Annotated in this window: 16 protein-coding genes; 6 read left to right on the forward strand and 10 right to left on the reverse strand. The window is 71.7% G+C overall.

All coding sequences use genetic code 11. From position 1 onward, the window contains the following. Nucleotides 1–365: 365 nt before the first annotated feature. Nucleotides 366–2,144 (forward strand): ricin-type beta-trefoil lectin domain protein, encoded by a 1,779-nt coding sequence (locus ACWD4U_RS11340; RefSeq protein ID WP_363457194.1) that lies wholly within the window; start codon nt 366–368, stop codon nt 2,142–2,144. Nucleotides 2,145–2,192: 48 nt separating this feature from the next. Here ACWD4U_RS11340 and ACWD4U_RS11345 read toward each other — a convergent pair whose 3' ends face one another. After that, entirely contained in the window at nt 2,193–4,538 is a 2,346-nt protein-coding gene (locus ACWD4U_RS11345; protein WP_363457197.1) for a ricin-type beta-trefoil lectin domain protein, read from the reverse strand. Between the two features lie 506 nt (nt 4,539–5,044). Between ACWD4U_RS11345 and ACWD4U_RS11350 the strand changes: the two genes are divergently transcribed. After that, entirely contained in the window at nt 5,045–5,929 is an 885-nt protein-coding gene (locus ACWD4U_RS11350; RefSeq protein ID WP_363457199.1) for a hypothetical protein, read from the forward strand. Next, the gene (locus ACWD4U_RS11355) at nt 5,926–6,138 is read left to right on the forward strand and encodes a hypothetical protein (protein ID WP_363457202.1); all 213 of its coding nucleotides are present in this window, start codon (nt 5,926–5,928) and stop codon (nt 6,136–6,138) included. The genes ACWD4U_RS11350 and ACWD4U_RS11355 overlap by 4 nt, the downstream gene beginning before the upstream one ends. Nucleotides 6,139–6,219: 81 nt before the next feature. On the opposite strand, the gene ACWD4U_RS11360 is transcribed toward ACWD4U_RS11355, so the two are convergent. The 3 genes from ACWD4U_RS11360 to ACWD4U_RS11370 all read right to left on the reverse strand — a co-directional run bounded on the left by ACWD4U_RS11360 (nt 6,220) and on the right by ACWD4U_RS11370 (nt 8,644). Then, nucleotides 6,220–7,038, reverse strand: a complete 819-nt coding sequence (locus tag ACWD4U_RS11360) for a peptidoglycan-binding protein (RefSeq protein ID WP_363457204.1) — start codon at nt 7,036–7,038, stop codon at nt 6,220–6,222. Nucleotides 7,039–7,054: 16 nt separating this feature from the next. Continuing rightward, nucleotides 7,055–7,795 (reverse strand): hypothetical protein, encoded by a 741-nt coding sequence (locus ACWD4U_RS11365; RefSeq protein ID WP_363457207.1) that lies wholly within the window; start codon nt 7,793–7,795, stop codon nt 7,055–7,057. Nucleotides 7,796–8,002: 207 nt separating this feature from the next. Beyond that, a complete protein-coding gene (locus ACWD4U_RS11370; protein WP_363457210.1) occupies nt 8,003–8,644 on the reverse strand; it encodes a carbonic anhydrase in 642 nt (213 codons plus the stop codon). A 344-nt stretch (nt 8,645–8,988) separates the two neighbouring features. Here ACWD4U_RS11370 and ACWD4U_RS11375 point away from each other — a divergent pair, with 344 nt between their 5' ends. Further along, nucleotides 8,989–9,759 (forward strand): maleylpyruvate isomerase N-terminal domain-containing protein, encoded by a 771-nt coding sequence (locus tag ACWD4U_RS11375; RefSeq protein ID WP_363457213.1) that lies wholly within the window; start codon nt 8,989–8,991, stop codon nt 9,757–9,759. Nucleotides 9,760–9,789: 30 nt separating this feature from the next. Here the strand turns inward: ACWD4U_RS11375 and ACWD4U_RS11380 are convergent, their stop codons facing one another. Both ACWD4U_RS11380 and ACWD4U_RS11385 read right to left on the reverse strand, forming a co-directional pair. After that, nucleotides 9,790–10,974 carry a cytochrome P450 family protein gene (locus ACWD4U_RS11380; protein WP_363457216.1) on the reverse strand — a complete coding sequence of 395 codons (1,185 nt, stop codon included), beginning with the start codon at nt 10,972–10,974 and terminating at the stop codon, nt 9,790–9,792. Nucleotides 10,975–11,037: 63 nt separating this feature from the next. Beyond that, entirely contained in the window at nt 11,038–11,715 is a 678-nt protein-coding gene (locus ACWD4U_RS11385) for a YoaK family protein (protein WP_449787164.1), read from the reverse strand. Nucleotides 11,716–11,871: 156 nt separating this feature from the next. Between ACWD4U_RS11385 and ACWD4U_RS11390 the strand changes: the two genes are divergently transcribed. Beyond that, nucleotides 11,872–13,539, forward strand: a complete 1,668-nt coding sequence (locus tag ACWD4U_RS11390) for an LCP family protein (RefSeq protein ID WP_449787165.1) — start codon at nt 11,872–11,874, stop codon at nt 13,537–13,539. On the opposite strand, the gene ACWD4U_RS11395 is transcribed toward ACWD4U_RS11390, so the two are convergent. Continuing rightward, entirely contained in the window at nt 13,533–14,009 is a 477-nt protein-coding gene (locus tag ACWD4U_RS11395) for a hypothetical protein (RefSeq protein ID WP_363462264.1), read from the reverse strand. The genes ACWD4U_RS11390 and ACWD4U_RS11395 overlap by 7 nt on opposite strands. Nucleotides 14,010–14,284: 275 nt before the next feature. Here ACWD4U_RS11395 and ACWD4U_RS11400 point away from each other — a divergent pair, with 275 nt between their 5' ends. Next, complete coding sequence (locus ACWD4U_RS11400) at nt 14,285–15,214, forward strand: GNAT family N-acetyltransferase (protein ID WP_363462266.1); 930 nt, start codon at nt 14,285–14,287, stop codon at nt 15,212–15,214. 113 nt (nt 15,215–15,327) lie between these two features. Here ACWD4U_RS11400 and ACWD4U_RS11405 read toward each other — a convergent pair whose 3' ends face one another. The 3 genes from ACWD4U_RS11405 to ACWD4U_RS11415 all read right to left on the reverse strand — a co-directional run bounded on the left by ACWD4U_RS11405 (nt 15,328) and on the right by ACWD4U_RS11415 (nt 17,939). After that, nucleotides 15,328–15,609, reverse strand: coding sequence for a hypothetical protein (locus ACWD4U_RS11405; protein ID WP_449787166.1), 282 nt, complete (start codon nt 15,607–15,609; stop codon nt 15,328–15,330). A gap of 49 nt (nt 15,610–15,658) precedes the next feature. Beyond that, nucleotides 15,659–16,522, reverse strand: a complete 864-nt coding sequence (locus ACWD4U_RS11410) for a hypothetical protein (RefSeq protein ID WP_449787167.1) — start codon at nt 16,520–16,522, stop codon at nt 15,659–15,661. Between the two features lie 136 nt (nt 16,523–16,658). Beyond that, on the reverse strand, nt 16,659–17,939 hold the full coding sequence (locus ACWD4U_RS11415; RefSeq protein ID WP_363459538.1) for a YncE family protein: 1,281 nt from the start codon (nt 17,937–17,939) through the stop codon (nt 16,659–16,661). Nucleotides 17,940–17,945: the final 6 nt, after the last annotated feature.

Consider the following 17,945-nt stretch of genomic DNA (forward strand, 5'->3'; position numbering starts at 1 on the left):
GCGGTGGTGCCCCGCAGGGACTCGTCGTCGATGGTCGGAGCCGGTGAGCTTCGGTGCGCGCTCTCGCTGGCTGACCAGTCGTCATGTGGCTGAGCTCCGAGGCACTTTGCTCCGATGATTAGGAGCGTCGAGGCGGATGGCTCCCGAGGTTACGAGGGTGTGTCGACCCGTGGCAAGGTGTAGTCATCGGACGAATCTGCGGCGCGCCAGCTCTGGATGGAGTGATGGAGGGTGCGTCGATCTGCAACAGCCATGCGTGAACATGCTCGTTTGTACTGATTATCAATCATCTATTGACGGCTCGGCTAGCCTTCGCTGAACTTGGTGCCCGCCAACAGGCCCCCGCCATCGAGGAGTAGTGGCTCATGCGAAGCTCACCCCGCCCCGGACGCCTTCGGCCGCTCGCCGGGCCGGCAACCGCGCTGCTCGCCCTGTCCGCCTCGTTGCTTGCGCCGGCCGCGCACGCATCCCCGACCGCGACCAGTCCGAACGGGAACTCCCTGGCGGTCACGCCGCCGATGGGATTCAACAACTGGGCCCGGTTCGGCTGCGGCACCGACAACCCGAACACCGGCGACGTCGGCCCGACCGAGGCGCTGATCCTGGCCCAGGCGAGCGCGCTGGTGAACTCGGGCCTGCGGGACCGGGGCTACACCACCGTCACCGTCGACGACTGCTGGATGTCCCCCTCCCGCGACGGCAGCGGCAACCTGGTCGCCGACAGCGCCAGGTTCCCGCACGGCATGGCCTACATCGGCACCCAACTACACAACCAGGGAATGAAGTTCGGCATCTACGAGGACATCGGCAGCTCGACCTGCGGCGGCTTCCCCGGCAGCTGGAACCACTTCCAGGCCGACGCCGACCTGTTCGCCTCCTGGGGCGTGGACTACGTCAAGATGGACGGCTGCAACATGCCGGCGGCGTCGAACAGCGCCACCGGGTACATCAACGCCTACACCGCCTTCGGCGCGGCGATGAAGAACAACGCCGCCAAGCGGGACATGGTGTTCTCCGAGTCCTCGCCGGCGTACTCCTACATCGGCGCCACGCACCTGAGCGACTGGTACGCGGTGATCGACGCCGCCAGCCGGACCGGACAGCTGTGGCGCGAGGGCAACGACGTGATCATGCACAACCTGGCCGGCTCGGCCTGGGACAGGTCCGGCAACGGCAGCGGGATCATGACCCAGTACGGCTACAACTGGCCGCTGTCGCGCTACTCCGGACCGGGCAGCTGGAACGACCCCGACTTCCTGATCACCGGCGACCACGGGCTGACCGATGACGAATCGCGCACCCAGATGGCGCTCTGGTCGATGATGTCCGCCCCCCTGATCATGAGCGTGGACGTCACCGCACTGTCCGGCGCCTCGCTGGCCACCCTGAAGAACAGCGACGTCATCGCGATCGACCAGGACGGCCTCGGCAAGCAGGCCGGCATGGTCGGCCAGAACGGCACGATCGACATCCTGGCCAAGCCGCTGGCCGGCGGGGACCGCGCGGTCGCACTGCTCAACCGCGGCACGACCGCGACCACCGCCTCCACCACGCTGGCCGCCGCCGGATTCCTCGGAAGCGGATGCACGGCGTCGGTCAAGGACCTGTGGGCGGGATCGACCAGCACCAGCACCGGCACGATCAGCACCACCGTCGCGGCGCACGCGACCGCGATCCTCCGGATCCACCCGGTCTCCGGCTGCACCGGCACCCAGCCCACCGGACAGATCACCGGCAGCGCCGGCACCGGCTACTCCGGCACCGCCGGCAAGTGCCTCGACGACTCCGGCTCGGGCACCGGCGCGGGCAACCCGATCATCCTCTTCCACTGCACCGCCGGCGCGAACCAGCGCTGGACGCTGCCCGGCGACGGCACCGTACAGACCCTGGGCAGGTGCCTGGACGCGGTCCACCAGACCGGCGACAGCCGGTACGTCGGCTACTGGGCCAAGCTCAACCCCTGCGACGGCCGGGCCACCGAGCGCTGGACCTACCAGCGCAACGGCTTCCTGAAGAACGACTCCCTCGGCTACTGCCTCGACGACTACGCGTCCCAGACCGCGGACCTCACCCCGATCATCGTCGACACCTGCGCCAACTCCGAGGCGAACCAGCCGAACCAGGTGTGGGCGCTGCCCAGCTGACCCCGATTCAGACCGGTCCGCCCCGGCCAGGAGTGAACCTCTACCGCCTTACGGAAGGGTCCACTTCTGGTTGGCGCCGCCGTTGCAGTCCCAGATGACCAGCTGGGTTCCGTTGGTGGTGCTGGCTCCGGGGTCGTCGAGGCAGCGGCCGGACTGACTGCTCTTCAGCGAGCCGTCGGACTGCGGGGTCCACTGCTGGTTGGTGCCGCCGTTGCAGTCCCAGAGCTCGACCAGGGCGCCGTTGGCGGTGGCCTGGTTGGTGACGTCCATGCACTTGCCGTTGATCCGCAGGGTGTTGCCGACGACGGTCCAGGTCTGGGCGGCGCCGCCGTTGCAGTCCCAGAGCTGGACCTTGGTCCCGTTCGCACTGCCGTTGCCGTTGTCGTCCGCGCACTTGCCGGCCACGCCGGAGGTGACCGGACCGGTGTGGGCCGAGGGGGTGCCGGGCTTGAGGGAGAAGTTGTCGAACTGGTCGGTCTGGAATCCGACGACGCCCAGACCGGCCTGGCCCCGCGGATACGAGGAGTCCGTGGCGCTGCCCAGCGTCACCCCGTCGACCGCGGCGGAGAGGGTCGAGTCCTGCATCGTCAGGGCGACGGTGTGCCAGCGGTTCGTGCCGAGCGCCGTGGTCGTCCCGCTGGCCAGGGTGGTGAAGGTCCACGAGGTGTCGCTCTTGAGGATGGACCAGGCACCGGTGTCGGAGACGCGCAGGTGGTAGGCGTTCAGGCCGTTGTCGTTGCGGCCCTGCTGGTTGACGCGGCCCAGGACCTCGATGCTTCCCGGCTGCTTGAGCAGGGTGTCGACGGAGGCCGTGTAGTTGTCCCACGAGCCGTCACCCATCATCGTGTACGGCGTGTTGAAGGACTCGTCGGTCCAGCGGATCGGCTTCGTGGCGGCCATCTGCTGCAGGCAGGTACCGGTGCGGCCGCCGCCGCAGGGCAGGGTCTGGAAGGCACCGTTCATGTCGGCGAAGTACTTCGGGGAGGTGCTGGCGGCCGGCGTCTCGAAGGTGTCCGCGTAGGGCAGCGCCAGTGCGGCCGGGGCGGGCGGCGTCGCGCTGCCCTTGCCCTGCCCGGTGGTGGTGGTGACGGTGTAGACGTAGCCGGGCTGGAGCGTCAGGGTGTAGGCACCGCCGGTCGGCATGAGGTCCTGGATGTGCGCGAAGTGGTCCGCGGAGTTGGCGGACTTCACGTTCGTGGCCCAGACGTGCACCTGGCCGGTGGACAGGCCGCCCGTGACGGTGAGGGTCGCGGTCTGCGCGGCCGTGGCGTCCATCGTCTCGATGACCGTGCTGTAGTCGGAGTTGTTCGTCGACTTGAGGGTCACGTAGCTGCCGTTGGCGCGGGCGCCGCCGAGGTATCCGCTCGCGCTGTCGACGTAGTGCCAGCCGGGCTGGGTGAACTGGGTGGTGTGCGCGGTGACCCAGGTGGTCTTCCCGATGCTGTAGTTGCCCGACCACGGCTGGTTCGCGACCGACATCCCGTCGGTCGAGAAGAAGAGGTTGGGGTACAGGGCGGCGATGACCGGCCAGTTGATGTACGAGGTCATCCTGCCGTCGAGGTAGCCGCGGTTGATCCCGCGGGCGGTCGCGGGCGCTCCGGCGTCGGCGTCCTGCGAGCCGTTCTCGCTGGCCCACAGCGGCTTGCCGAGGCTCTGCGCGTTCGCCGTGCTGTTGCACGTGGTCTCGCTGCTGAGGTAGCCGCACGGGTAGTGCACCCCGACGACGTCGACCGCGTTGCGGAACGCCGGGTCGCTCACCATCGCGTCGGCGACGGCCCAGTCGCTGTCCGCGGCGACCACCTTGACGGCGGCGTGGCCGTTGGCGTTCAGCGCGGCCCGCAGGTTCTCGTACCAGGTCTTGTCGTAGCCGCGCTCGTTCCAGCCGCCGAGGTAGTCGATGGTCAGGTTGTGCTGCGCCGCGCAGCCCAGCCACGAGTTGAGGTAGTCGATCATGTCGGTGGACCAGAAGTTCCCGCCGCCGATCCAGCCCGGCGCGCCCCAGGCCAGCGCGGAGAGCTTGATGTTGGGATTGCGGGCCTTGGCCTGCTCGGCCAGCCACCACTCGTAGCCCTGGTTGCAGTCGACGGCGCCCTTGGTGTGCTCGTGGCTGGCCTCGGCGCCGTCGGTGGAGTTGGTGTCGCCGCCGATCTCGATCTTCAGGACCTGGAGCGCGGCGCCGTAGCCGGGCTTGAACAGGTAGTCCAGCAACTGGCTGCGCTGCGGCTCGGGATAGTCGATCAGCAGCCGGGAGTTGCCGCCGCCGCCGGAGATCGCCCCGACACCGTCGAAGGTCAGGCCGGGCTTGGTGCCGTCGACGGTGATCGCGGTGGAGGTCGCGGCGGTGGCGGCCTGCGCAGGCGCCGCCAGGCCGATGCCGACCAGGCTCGCGAGCATCGCCAGGGCCGCTCCGGCCGCGGCTCCGCGGCGGGGAGCCCGCCTTTGCCGGTACGTGAACATGAACCGTCGTCCCTTCGGTGGTCCCGGCCCCCTCGCCGGGGCTGCGGCCATCGGGGGTGGGAGGCCGGTCGCCGCGTGCGAGGTTGATCGGTGTTGGTGGATTGAGTCGGAGCGTGACTGTAGAGGGGGCCTGACTGTGCGTCAATGGGGTGAACAGGGTGGGATGTTGGTGGTTTTCGAGCGATGTGGCAGTGCGTGTGCCCAGTGGATCAACTGGTCACCACCGATGCAATGACCGTTGACGTGTCTCGAGGTGGCCGGGCGCCAGCGGCCCGGGGCCTGGTCGATCACCCAGGGAACGGTCCGCAGATCTGTGTGCGGCACCAGGCGCGAGGGGTGTCGGTCCGCTGCTTCAATCGGGCCCGTTCCCGGGCTCACGGTTCCGGCCGGCTTCGGTCGGTACTCGTGGCTGCCCGCGTCGATCTCTCGGAAGGACGGATGCGGTGGCATTCAAGGCTCTGCGGCCCGTGGTCGCAGGAAAGGCGCTGGCGGTGGGCGCCGCGCTGGTGGTCGTGGCGGCGTCGGGAACGGCGTACGCCAACACCGTGGGTGTCACGGTGCGGACGCCCGGGGCGACGCCCGGGCCGGGAAGCGCGAACTCCTCGGTGTCCACGAGTGCGCACTGCACCGGCGGGCTGGTCTCCGGTGGCGGGATCAACCAGGCCATCGGCAGCGGCGCGGGGGTGAACGGCAATCACGTGATGGGCAGTGAGTCGACCGAGTACACCGGGTCGACCGGGGCGGTCGGCACCGACGTGACCTACTGGATCGCGAAGTGCGCGAGCGGCGGGCAGGTCAACTCCTCGTTCTCCACGACCCCGTACGCCATGTGCTTCACCAGCAGCCTGATCGCCCACACCCAGGTGGTGATGAACAAGGCCAACACGCCGACCTCCGCCACCACGGTGGGCATCGTGACCGCGACCTGCCCGGCCAACACGGTGCTGCTCGGTGGCGGGGCCCTGCTCGCGCCGGGCACCGTCGGCACGCTCAAGCCGGTCGCGTCCTTCCCGAGCTTCGACGACGCCGCCCACGACCACGGCCGGAAGGCGGCCGCCGACGGCGAGACCAACCCCGACTCGTGGACCGCCGTCGGCGGGATCGGCGGCGGACGGGACGCCGGCAACACCACCTACGCGTACGCGATCTGCAGCGGCGAGGGCGTCAACGTCCGGAACATCGGCACCACCGTCCGCTACCGCGAATCAGCGGTCCCGAGACCGCGGGCACCCACCAGACGGCGACCGTCGGCTGCGCCGAACCCGACGGCGGGCACCGGCACGAGGTGCTGGTCAGCGGTGGCGCCGCGGCCAGCGGCGGGCAGGTGACGACGGCGGGCTTCACCAAGGCGGGCTCCCAGGGCACCCACCTCACCGGGAGCTACCCCAGCGACGCCGACGGCACCCCGGTCGGCGACCGCACCGCGACGCCCGCGTACTGGACGGCCGACATCCACGTCGGCGGTTCGCCCTCGCCGCACACCTTCTCCGACGTCTGGGCGCTCTGCCTGGACCTCGACCGCAGCGGAGCGCCGTGACCCGGCGGTAGTCGCACGGGGCCACCGACCCCAGGGGTGATGATTCGTCACCCTTGGGTCGGTGGCCGGTGGTGGGGGCCGTCAGGCCGGCACCTGGAGGCGGGTCCAGCTGGAGGGGCCGGGCATGCCGTCCGCGTCGCCGCCGGAGAATCCCAGGGAGCGCTGGAAGGCGGCGTAGGAGTTCTGGTCGGCTGGGCCCCAGTCGGGCCCGGGTCCGACCTGGTAGCGGGAGCAGCCCACCGAGACCAGCCGCTGTCCCATCCGGGTGATGATGTCGGAGTGCTGGCCGACGTGGAAGAACTCCGTTCCGGGGAACGGCTGCAGGCCGTTGCCACCGCCGCCGGCGGCCGGGCTCCCGGCCCCGGCGGCAGTGCCGCCCCAGGCCGGGTCCGCGGAGACGATGCCCTCGGCGTACTTCGGGTAGCCGTACGCGTAGACGCCGGAACTCTCGTTCCCGAACCGGGACCGGGTCTTGGCGTAGCAGCCGTCGCCCTCGCTGCCGCCGGTGATGTTGGTGTTGAACTCGACGGTCTGGATGGACGAGGAGTCGTAGCCCACGACGAAGCCGGTGTGGGCACCGCCGCGCGGGTACTCGGCCGAGGAGACGAAGAACTGCGCCCCGACGGCCGGGAACTCCGAGGACCGGCTCCACGACTGGTAGGTGCTCAGCGAGTCGTAGCAGGACTCCGACTTCGGTATCAGCGAGTCCAGGCCCTCCAGGCGGAAGCACACCCAGAAGCCGATGTCGCACCAGGCGACCCGGTCCGGCTCACCGTAGATCTCGGAGAAGTTGACGCCGTAGATGTTGCGGATGTCGTTGTTCCATTCGTTGTTGGAGAAACCCTCCTGGGCGCCGATGAAGGACTGGAACCTGCGCGTGACTTGCTCGACTTGACTCATGGCGTGCCTCGGTCGGTCAGTACGGGAAGGGCGGGCGGTGGGGATCCGCCTGCTGGACCTTGGCGGCGAGGTTGTGCCCGTCGCGGGCGACGCCGTAGGTGTCCATGACGTAGTTCATCGACGCGGCGATGTTCGCGACACCGTCGTAGATGTGGTTCGCGGTGCCCGACTCGTGGAAGTGGGCGAAGGTCGGCGGAATGCACTGCACGACCCCGCGGGAGCAGTACAGCGGATAGCCGTCCGACTGGATCGGGCCGTGCGCGTTGCGGTCGTTGCTGTTGACCGCGTCGAAGTCGTAGCCCGACTCCCGCGAGGCGATGGTCATGTAGCCGGGCAGCCACCAGGTGAGCGGCACGTCCATGTGCTGGCACACCTGCTGGATGGCGACGCTGGTGCTGCCGTCCGGCACCCGGTCGAAGACCACGTCCGACAGCCCGATCCCGCGCGACGGCGGGCCGTTGTCACCGTCGACGACCGAGAACAGGCCGCTCTCGTGGCCGAGCCGGGTCAGGGACGTGGCTCCGGGAACGCCGTCCGCGTCCGCGCCGGAGTAGCCGTAGGACTGCTGGAGACGCCGGTAGGCGCCAAGGGTCAGGGTGCCGAACGAGCCGTCCACGTAAGCCCGGTCCAGTAACCCCTTGTCGGCCAGTGCCTCCTCGACCGGCCGCACATCCTCCGGGAACAACGCGGCCCCCTGCGGGGCGGGTGGATCGGCCGCGGCTGCTCTGACCACATGTGAGACGTTCACCTGTGCCATGTCATCACCTTCTCGGGATCACCCTCCCTCCACCGTACGACCGGGTTGACCAGGTCCGATATCGGAGGGGCGAGCGTGCGGAGAGAGGCTGTGGTGCGCCCGGTGGTACGAGGGGCGCGAGCGGCCGCGGCGGGCCAGAGGGGGCACGGAGGCGAAGAAAACTCCGCCCCGGCGGAGCGGCCGGGGCGGAGGCGGGCGGAGCGGGGATCAGGCGGCGGCGGGGGCCGGCAGGTCGATGCCGCGGGTGGTGACCAGGTGGGCGGTGCCGTCGACCAGCCGGTAGGAGAGGCCGACGACGGCGGCGCGGCCCTCGGACACGGCGTCGGCGAGCACCCGGGAACGGTCCATCAGCAGGTCGACGGTGTGCCGTATGTGCTCGTGGATGAAGGCCGAGTCCTCGGTGTGCCCGGCGGCGCGGGCGGCCAGCACGCTCGGGGTCACGCGCTCGATCACGTCGCGGACGAAGCCCTCCGCGGTGGTGCCGTCCGCGACGGCCTCGCGGGTGGCCGCCACGGCGCCGCAGGAGTCGTGCCCGAGCACGACCACCAGCGGGCTGCCCAGCACGCTCACGCCGTACTCGATGCTGCCGAGCACCTCGGAGCCGACCACGTGGCCCGCGGTGCGGACCACGAACAGGTCGCCCAGCCCGCGGTCGAAGATGATCTCGGCGGCCAGCCGGGAGTCCGAGCAGCCGAACAGCACCGCGAACGGAGTCTGCGACGGAGCGGTCTGTGCCCGCCGGGCGGCGTCCTGGTTCGGGTGGTCCGGGGACCCATCGACGAACCGCCGGTTGCCGGCCAGCAGCATCTCGAACGCGTCCAGGGGGGTGAGGGGCGCGGCGTCAGTCATGCCCGCAGACTACGTGCCACGTGTTACGGGGGCGCGTCCGGGCCATCCCCTGGACCGGGGGACACCGAAGAGGACGCGGAAGGTGACCGCCCGGTCGCGTGAGGTGACGGAGCGTCGGGATCGGTCGCGGGGGAGGAGACGGGCCTCGCGGGTGCCGACGGGGGTGAACAGCACGCGCGAGGCCCGTGACGGCCGGGCGCTGCTCCCCCGGCCGGGTCCCGGATGCCACAGAGTACTGGTGCCGGATCAGTTGCCCCAGTAGGCGCGGACGGTGAGTCGGGAAAGATACGGCAGAAATACGGGTGCACCGGCCGGAGCGGTCGTGATAGATCAACTTCGTGCCCATGACACTCGAGTTCTCCGACCACCTGCGGCTGATCGACGAGCGGTCGACCGCGTTCCGCGCGGCGGCCCGCTCCGCTTCCGACCTCGACCTGCCGGTGCCGAGCTGCCCGGACTGGACGCTGCTGGACCTGGTCCGCCACCTGGGCGGGGTGCAGCGCGCCTGGTCCGCGATCGTCGCCGTCGGCCCCGCCGACGCCCGCCCGGTCGGCACCACGGCGGAGTTCGCCGAAGGCGCCCCCCGGGAACTCGACGCGCTGCTGGAGTGGTCGGCCGAGTCCACCCGCCTGCTGCTGGACGCACTGCGCGAGGTCGGCCCCGAGCGCGGCTGCTGGACGTGGTGGGGAGACTCGCAGTCGCCGCAGACCGTCGGCGCGGTCGCCCGCCACCAGGTCCAGGAAGCCACGGTGCACACCTACGACGCCCAGCTCGCCGGCGGCGCGCCCGAGCCGCTGCCCGAGGAGCCGGCCCTCGACGGCGTCGACGAGTTCCTCACCACCTGCTGCGCCACGGACAGCCCCTGGCCGCACGAGGACGCGACCGTCGACTACCGGGCCACCGAGGGCGGCGCCTGGCGCCTGACGCTCACCGCGCAGGGCTGCCGCGTCACACCGGCCCCCGCCGCGGGCGAGCCGGGCGACAAGGCCGACGTCTCCGCCTGGGCCTCCGCCGGCGAGCTGGTCCTGATGCTGTACGGGCGCCTGGAGATCGACGAGGTGGCCGCCGACGGCGACCGGCACGTCATCGAGCAGCTCCGCGACTGGGAGCCGTAAGCAACACGCCCTGGCCGGCCGGGCCGCGGGTCAGTACCGGACGGGCAGTTCCAGGAGGCCGCGGGCGCGTAGGGCCGGGCGGTGGCGGAGGTGGTCGGTGGGGGCGTCGAGGGCGAGGGCGGGGAAGCGGCGCAGCAGTGCGGTCAGGGCGAGTTCGGTCTCCAGCCGGGCGAGCGGTGCGCCGAGGCAGTAGTGGATGCCGTGGCCGAGCGCCAGGTGGCCGCCGTCGCGGCGGTGCAGGTCGAGCCGGTCCGGGTCGGCGAACCGCTCGGGATCGCGGTTGGCCGAGGCGAGGGCGAGCAGCACCGTCTCCCCGGCCGGGACGGTGACCCCGCCGATCGTGACGTCCTCGCGCGGGAAGCGCCGGATGGCCAGCGGGGCGGGACCGTCGAAGCGGGCCAACTCCTCGACGGCGCCGCCGATCAGCCCTGGTTCGCGGCGCAGGGCGGCGAGTTGGCCGGGATGGGTGAGCAGCGCCAGGACGGCGTTCGCGATCAGGTGGACGGTGTTCTCGTAGCCCGCGAACAGGATCAGGAAGGCGAGCGAAGTGAGTTCGTCCGCGCTGAGCCGGTCCCCTTCCTCGTGTGCGGCGATCAGGTCGGAGAGCAGGTCGTCGGAGGGCCGGCCGCGCTTGTGCTCGATCAGCCCGGTGAAGAAGCCGAGCATCGCGCCGACGGCCGCCTTCGCGTCCTGCGGGCGGGCCGGGTCGGGGGTGACGAGGGTGTCGGTCCAGGCGCGGAAGTCGTGCCGGTCGTCCTCGGGCACGCCGAGCAGGTCGGAGATGACGGTGATGGGCAGCGGCGCGGCGTAGGCGGCGACGAGGTCGGCGCGGCCGAGCGGTTCCATCGCGTCGAGGAGCTGTTCGGCGACCCGCTCGATCGGGCCGCGCAGTGCGGCGACCCGGCGCGCGGTGAAGGCCTGCGCGACCAGCCGGCGGATGCGGGTGTGGTCCGGCGGGTCCATGTTGAGCAGGTTGGCGTCGAGCGCGGGCGGCAGTCTGAAGCCCAGGTAGTTGCCGGGTGCGGCGTGTGTCCGGTCGAGCGAGAGGCGGGGGTCGGCCAGGCCCTGGCGGACGTCCGCGTAGCGGGTCACCAGCCACACCGGCAGCCCGTCCGGCCCGGTCACGCGGTGCACGGGCCCGTCCGCGCGGAGCGCGGCGTATCCGGCGTAGGGGTCGGCGATCAGGGACAGGACGGTCGGGTCGGCTGAGGTCACGCGCCCACCCTACGGGGAGCCGGCCGGCTCGCTCCGAGCGGTGCGGTCACCGCTGATCCGGCGTCAGTCCCGGTAGAGGACGGCCATGGTGGCGGTGAGGGTCGCGGCGGCGACCAGGGCCCAGGTGGTCTGGTGGTGCAGGACCAGGACGGCGCCCGGGGCGGCGCCGGCCACCATGGTCAGGGCGGAGAGGACGCGGCGGCGCTGGCGGGGCGCGCTGCCGCCGGCGGGGCGGGAGTCGGAGGCCAGGCCGGTCAGGGTCATGGTGAGGACGGTGGTGGTCAGGTCCGGGACGCCGAAGCTGCGGACCGTGCCGTTGCGCATTCCCATGGCCAGGGCGAGCAGCCCGATCACCGGGTACTGGACGGCGCCGTGGGTGCCCCAGACCGCCACCACCACGGCGGCGAGCACGTGCAGGGCGGTCTCCGTGAGCAGCGCGGGCCGCAGCCGGTGCCGGGGGAGCCGGCCCGCGCACACCGCGCCGAGCAGGAACGCGCCCAGCGAGGTGGCCGAGCCGAGCACCGAGAAGCCGGGTGCGCCGGCCAGCGCGAAGCCGATCACCACCACGTTGCCGGTCATGTTGGCGGCGAAGACGTGGCCGAGGCCGAGGTAGCTGACCGCGTCGATCAGTCCGCTGACCACGGTGAGCCCGAACAGCACGAGCGCCAGCGGGTCGGAGTCGCGTACGGCGGTGCCGGTGGGCCGCGGCGGCGGGGCGGGCTGCTCGGCGGACGCGGTCACGGGACTCTCCTCGGGCGAGGTCGCTCTCGACGGTACGTCACCCAAGTGTTCAGCAAAGTGTTCTGATCATGTGACAGATTCGGTGGCGGGTCGTGATCCGGAGTAGCTTGTCCGTTCGAGCACCGACAGGCGAGCGTGAACAACGGGGGAACGGCCATGAGCGAGCTCGACGACGCGCGGGAAACCGCCACCGCACCGCGGTTCGACGCGCCGCGGCCCGATGCGGCGGAACCCGCACCGCCCGGGGGACGGGCCGCGGCCCGGCGCGCGGCCAAGGGCGGCGGCCGCCGACGCAGAGCGCCGAAACAGGGCCTGCGGCGGTGGGCGAAACCGCTCGCCGTCACCACCGGCGTCGCCGTCGTGGTGACGGCCGGCGCGGGCTACCTCTACTACCGGCACCTGAACGGCAACATCCAGGCCGGCACCCGCAACCTCGGCGACGAGCAGGGCAACAAGACCGCCCCCGACGCCAAGGGCCGCACCCCGCTGAACATCCTGCTGCTGGGCACCGACAGCCGGGCCAGCAAGGAGAACGTCGACCTGGGCGGCTCCGCCGACGAGGCCGGCCGCCCCGGCCTGGCGGACGTCCAGATGCTGCTGCACGTCTCCGCGGACCGCAGTAACGCCTCGCTGGTCTCGATACCCCGGGACACCATGGTCACCGTCCCCACCTGCAAGGACGGCACGAAGACCTACCCCGCCACCCCGCACACCGCGATCAACGAGGCCCTCGCCCGCAGCGGCCCCGGCTGCGTCCTCGCCACCTGGACCTCGCTCACCGGCCTGTACATCGACCACTACATGATGGTCGACTTCAGCGGCGTGGTCCGGATCGCCGACGCCATCGGCGGCGTCCCCGTCTGCGTCACCATGAACATGTACGACCGCTACCAGCCCGGCGTCGGCGGCACCGGCCTCAAGGTGCCCAAGGGCACCCACAACGTGATGGGCGAGGACGCCCTCAAGTGGCTGCGCACCCGCGACGCCTGGGGCTCCGACATCGGCCGGACCAAGGCCCAGCACCTCTACCTCAGCTCGATGATCCGTCAACTGCGGGGCAGCGGACGCCTGGACAGCCCCACCGAGCTGATGAAGCTCGCCGACGCCGCCACCAAGTCGCTGGCCGTCGACACCGCGATCGCCGACCTGATGAAGCTGTACAACCTCGCCGAGGACATCCGCACGGTCCCCACCGAACGGATCAGCACCCTCACCGTGCCCACCCTCGCCGACCCGGCCAACCCCAAGGCCAAACTGGTCCTCAAGGACGCCGACACCAAGCAGATCTGGTCCATGCTGCTCGCCGACCGGCCGCTGGACGGCAAACCCGCCGAGCAGCCGACCGCCACCGCGTCCGGCGCGCCGCCCGCCGCTTCGCCCACCGCCACCCCGTCGCCCGTCGCCCCGCCGGTCAGCGTCAACAAGGGAGCCGTCGGGCTGACCGTGCAGAACGCCTCCGGTGCGGGCCGGCGGGCCACCGAGGTCGCGGGCGCGCTGGTCGAGGCCGGCTACGGGCGGGCCGCCGCGGCGAGCGGCGGCGGCACCCGGGAGACCACCCAACTCCTCTACCCCGCCGGGCAGCGCGCCCAGGCCGAGGCGGTCGCCGCCGACCTCAAGCTGCCGGCGAGCGCGCTCACCGAGGCCGGCAGCGGGAAGACCCTCACCCTGGTCATCGGCAAGGACTGGACCAGCGGCACCGCCTTCCCCGCCGCCACCCCCACGCCCGTGCCCACCGCGCTGCCGACCTCGGTCGACGCCAAGACCTCCGACGACGACAAGGACTGCATGGAGGTCAACCCGCAGGGCGGCATCTACACCTACTGACGCGCCGGCCGGTCGCGGTGGCGCGGGTCGCTCGGGTCGGCGGTGTCGGTGGGGTGCGGGTGCAGCCCGATCGCGCGGCGGGCGTCGGCCAGGGTGGTCGCCCAGTCGCCGGTGAAGCGCAGCGCCCGGTCGTCGATGTAGACCGCCGCGCCCAGCTTCTTGTTCGTCACCAGCAGGCAGTCGCCCTGCCAGTACGCCCGGTCCGGATCCTCGTCCACCAGGGTCTCCAGCCCCGAGTACTGCCGCAGCCACCCCGCCACCTCCGGATGGAAACGGCGCGGCCGGGCGGTCAGGATGAACACCGAACGGACCTCCCGCAGAGCGTGCAGCGACTCGATCGCCCCCGGGAGCGGCTTGCCGTAGATGCGTCCGTCCTGCCAGCCGTCGTCGTGCGCGACCAGGGTCTGGTCGAAGTCGATGCCGACCGCGTGCGAGGCGGGCGAATCCGGGTCCAGCGGAATGACGGTCATCTCTCCGGTCTCCTCACGAGTGCTGCGCTGAGTGCTGCGCTGAGTGCTGCGCCGAGCGGTGCGCCCGGGTGGCGCGCCGCGTGGCGCGGAAGCGGGCCGACGGGATGTCGGCTCGATGGGAGATGAGTCGGGAGCGGCCGTTCGCTTACCCGCCTTTCGGCGGCTTTCGGTGGCGTTCGGTGATGGCTCGTATTCGCCGGGTGACGGTGGGGTGGGGTGGATGGTGGGTAGGAGGCTGATGATCTGTCAGGTGGTGCGGGGTGGAGGAGAGTGGCGTGTCGCCGTACGAGGACGAGGGCGGGGCCGGGGGGAGCGCGAACTCCTCCGCGCTGATCCATGACGGCGCCGGGCGCTACCTGCTCCACCTGCGCGACGACTACCCGCACATCTGGGCGCCCGGCGAGTTCAGCCTGCTCGGCGGCGGCCGGGAACCCGGCGACCGGACGCCCGAGGACACCCTGCGACGCGAACTCGCCGAAGAGGTCCCGGGGTTGGCGCTCGGCGAGGTCGCGCCGCTGGCGGTCGAGCGGGTCACCGCCGTGGACGGGTCGGCCGTGGTGATCCAGATCTTCGACGTCGAGTGGGACGGCGATCCGGACACGCTGGGCCTGCGCGAGGGCGTCCTGCTGCGCTGGTTCCGGCCCGAGCAACTGGGGCGGCTGCGGCTGCGCCCGTCGACGCGTCAACTGATCGAGGAGCACTGGGAGTCGGTGCGACGGCGACGCGAGCGGGCGAGGCCCGGCGGGGCGGTGGTACGGCGGGCGGAGCCGGCCGACGGGCCGGAGCTCGCCCGGCTGCGGGCGATCATGCTGGAGTCCGCCGGGGTGCCGACCACGCCCGCATGGGCCGCCGAGTGCGCCCGCTGGTTCGCCGAACGGCTGGACGGCGACCCGCGATTCGGCGCGTTCGTCGCCGACGACGGCAGCGGCCGGCTGCTGGCCCTCGCCATCGGCCAGTACGCCCTCGGCGCACCCCGCCCCGGCGAACTCCCGAACGTCGGCCACATCACCTCCGTGGTCACCGACCCCGCCCACCGCCGCCAGGGCCACGCCCGCCACGTGGTCCAAGCCGTCCACGACTGGCTCACCGCCCGATCCTGCCGCCGCATCGGCCTGACGGCGTCCCCGGAAGCGGAGTCCCTCTACCGCGACCTCGGCTACACGGATCCAGTGGGCCCGGTGGCCCTGGTCTGGCGCGCGGGGTAGGGCCCTGCGGGGGCCGAGGGGGAACGGAAGAGGGATCGGTGAGGCCGTTGGCCTTGGTGGGGCGGGTGGGGTCGGTGGTGCTGGTGTGGGGGGTGCGGGCTCTGGGTCGTGGCTCATGGCCAGACGACGAGGGTGATGGCGTAGTGCGCTGATGTGTCGGTCACGCGGGCTGCGGCGTAGTGGCCGGCGGCGGTTTGGAGGCAGAAGGTGGTGCCTGCCGTGGGGCCTTGGTAGATGCCCGGGAAGTCGCCTGGTGCTTGGGCGAGTTCATCGATGCACCGCTGCCGGTCCGGCAGTGACGGGGCGGTGGACGGCGGTGCGGCCTTGGCTCCGTTCGAGAGGACGACGTCGATCTCGTTGGCGAGGAGGTTCAGTGTGTTGTTGGGGCCGTACAACTCGGGTGGGCTGTAGTCGAGGTCGTACGGCGTTCCGTCGGGGCTTCCGTCATAGGTCAGGGTTCCGCTGAAGTAGACGGCTGCCGGGGGCGGGGTCGTCGTGGCAGACGGCTGGGTGCCCGCGGTCGTGCGGACCGGCCCGGGAGTGCTTGCGGTGGTGGTCGTGGCGGTGAGGGCGGAGTGGCTCGGTGCCACGGTCCGACCGTCCCCACCACTCCCCGACTGTCCGGATGCCACGGAGGTCGCGGACGTCGCGGGAGTCTCCGTCTCCGTGGCGGGCGGTGTTGCGGCCGTCGAGGATCGCGCGGGGGGGTGTGCCGGTCGAGGGCTTGTCCGCTCCGACCCCGAACAGGTTCAGGGCCAGGCCGGTCAGGAGCACGAGGGTGATGGCGCCGGCGATGGGAGCCGCTCTGCGCCAGGGGGACGGTGTGCGGGGCGCGGGCGCGGGCGGGAAGTAGTTGTGCTGGATGTTGGAGGCGCCGTGCTGCTGCGCGGTGTTCCCGGAGAAGGCCGCGGTGCCCGTGTTGTGGCTGCCGGTCTGGACCGTGGTCGGCCCGGCGAAGATGTTCTGCTCCGCGGTGCCGCCGTCTCCGGCCGTCGGCCCGGTGATCGCCTGGATCTGGGCGACGGCGTGCTGCAGGCTTTCGGCGAACGCGGGATCCTGCTCCATGGCACGTCTCAGGGCGAGTTCCACCTGCTGCCGGGTGCGCGCGGTGGGGTGCTCCCGCGCCGAGCCGGCCTCCTCGGTCAGGTCGCGGAGCGCGGGGTCCTCGCCGAGCTTGCGGCTGACCAGGTCGTGGAGTCGGCGCATACCGGCGTCCAGTGCGTGGTCGACCTCATCGTCGGCCAGTCCGGCCACCCGCTTCGCCTTGCCGACCAGCCAGGCGAACACGTACCCGACCGCGATCTCCACGCCCGTCACCGCCGCCCCCAAGCAAGGTTGACTGCCCGTCAGACGGTACCGGTCAGGGCCTGCGCCTGCGCCGCATTTGACGGACACCTCGATCGGAGAGGTCCGCCGGAACGGAGCGGGCGCAGGCCCCGGGAGGTCAGGACGCCGGGCCGGTCCAGGTGGTGGGGACGTGGCCGAGGCGGACGCGTTGGGGGTGGTCGCCGACGGGGACGGAGGAAGTGGGGAGGCCGGTGGCGAAGTCGATCGCGGTGACGCGGTCGGCGCCGCTCTCGGAGATGATGCAGGAGCGGCCGTCGCCGCTCACCGTGGCCCAGTACGGCTTGACGGCCGGGACCAGCGGGCCCTCCTGGAGGGTGGCGCGGTCGACGACGGTGGCGTAGTCGTCCATCGTGCCCGCGACGCACAGCCGGTCGCCGGCGGGGCTCATCGCCAGGCCGTGGTGGCGGGAGTCGTTCACCCAGGTGGTGCGGTCCTCGCTGGTCGCGGGGTTCTTCGGCAGGGTCTTGACCCGGGTGATCCGGTCGCCGGCGACGTCGTACTCCACGAAGCCGTTGAAGAAGGAGACCTGGAAGTACAGCGTCGAGCCGTCGGGGGTGAACGCGGCCGGGCGGACCGCGTTGGACAGGTCGGAGCGGCCGAAGGCGTCGAGCCGCTGGCGCATGTCGATGGTGCGGACCGGCTGGAAGGTGTCGGCGTCGACGACGGTGATGTGGCGGTCGCCCTTGGTCCAGTCGAGCCACGGTGCGTCCAGCGCGGTGGTGACGTCGCCGATCGACATGTTCCAGATCAGCCGGCCGCCGTCGGTGAACAGGTTCTCGTGCGGCTTGTCGCCGGTCCGGAACGAGCCGAGCTGCCGACCGGTGGCGATGTCCAGCACGTGCACCGTGTTGGCGGTGGAGGCGGAGACCGCGACCCGGGTGCCGTCCGGCGAGACCGCCATGTGGTCGGATCGGTAACCCGCCACCGGGAAGCGCCAGTTGATCCGTCCGGTGGCGACGTCGATGGAGACCACGTCGGCGAAGCTCGGCCGGGAGACCACCACCGCCGAGCCGTCCGGGGTGGAGTACATGTCGTCGACGAACTGGTCGTGCCCCTCGCCGGGGCCGAGCCGTACGCCGAGGAAGTAGCCGAGCTTGACGGGGTTCAGGTAGATCTCGGCGAGGCGCTGGTCCTTGTCGGGGATGACGTTGATCCGGCCGATCCGGGCCAGGTCGCCGCGGGAGGTGATGACGTCCGCGGTGCCGTCCCAGTTGTTGCCCACGAACATCACCTCCCGCAGCGACGGGGCGGCCTGCTGCGGCCCGCTCGCGGCGGAGGCCGCGGCCGAGGCCGCAGACGGGAGGGCCAGGCTCAGCGCCGCCGCGAGGCCGAGGAGCGGCCGAAGACGACGGGAGCGCCGGTGCTGGGGGAGGGACATCGCGGG

This window comes from Kitasatospora sp. NPDC002522, from assembly GCF_053595195.1.